Origin of the sequence: Methylobacterium sp. ME121 (assembly GCF_000974725.1) — a bacterium.
Taxonomy (GTDB): domain Bacteria; phylum Pseudomonadota; class Alphaproteobacteria; order Rhizobiales; family Beijerinckiaceae; genus Methylobacterium; species Methylobacterium radiotolerans.
In genome coordinates, this window is the sequence record NZ_BBUX01000186.1 from 1 (window position 1) to 740 (window position 740).

1 tRNA gene and 1 pseudogene are annotated in these 740 nt (G+C 63.2%); both read right to left on the reverse strand.

The window, feature by feature from the left end:
- Positions 1-425, reverse strand: a pseudogene (locus ME121_RS32850) (transposase); the annotation flags it as partial.
- A 197-nt stretch (positions 426-622) separates the two neighbouring features.
- Positions 623-699, reverse strand: a tRNA-Met gene (locus ME121_RS32855).
- Positions 700-740: the final 41 nt, after the last annotated feature.

Consider the following 740-nt stretch of genomic DNA (forward strand, 5'->3'; position numbering starts at 1 on the left):
ATCCTCGCGCTGCCGCGTCGAGGCCGGGCGGTTCTTCCAGGCGAAATAGCCGCTCGGACTGACGTCGAGGACCTTGCACAGGCGCGCGACCGGGAAGTCCTTCTTCGCCGCGTCGATGAGGCGGAACCTCATCGACTTCCCTCCTTGGCGAAAAAAGCCGTGGCCCGCCTCAGGATCTCCCGCTCCTGGCGCAGCACCTCGTTCTCGCGGCGCAGACGCTTGAGCTCGGCGGCCATGTCCTCCTGCCGGTCGGCCGGTGGGTTGTCCATCTCTCGCTCACGTCGACCGTCGATCCAGTTGCGCAGCGTCGAGAGCCCGACGCCGAGATCGGCGGCGACCTCGCGGCGCGACCGCCCACTTGTCTGCGCCAATCGCACCGCCTCAGCACGAAACTCAGGGGTAAAGGTCTGCTTCCGGTCTGCCATCGGAACCCTCCTCCTTCAGGAAAAGAGCTCTCCACTTTCTCGAGACAAGTCCACCGCAAACCGTCTCAAATCATCTGACGACGGACACGCCAAAGCGTGCGGTCTGGCGCTTCCACTACGCTTCCACGGGGTTGGAAAAGGGAGAGGCAATAGACAGCAAAAAGCCCGCAAAGTCGTTGACCTAGCGGGCTAAAAACTGGTTGCGGGGACAGGATTTGAACCTGTGACCTTCAGGTTATGAGCCTGACGAGCTACCGGGCTGCTCCACCCCGCGCCAAGTGTGTGCGGCTTGTCCGGGTGCGGCACCTGTGCGTG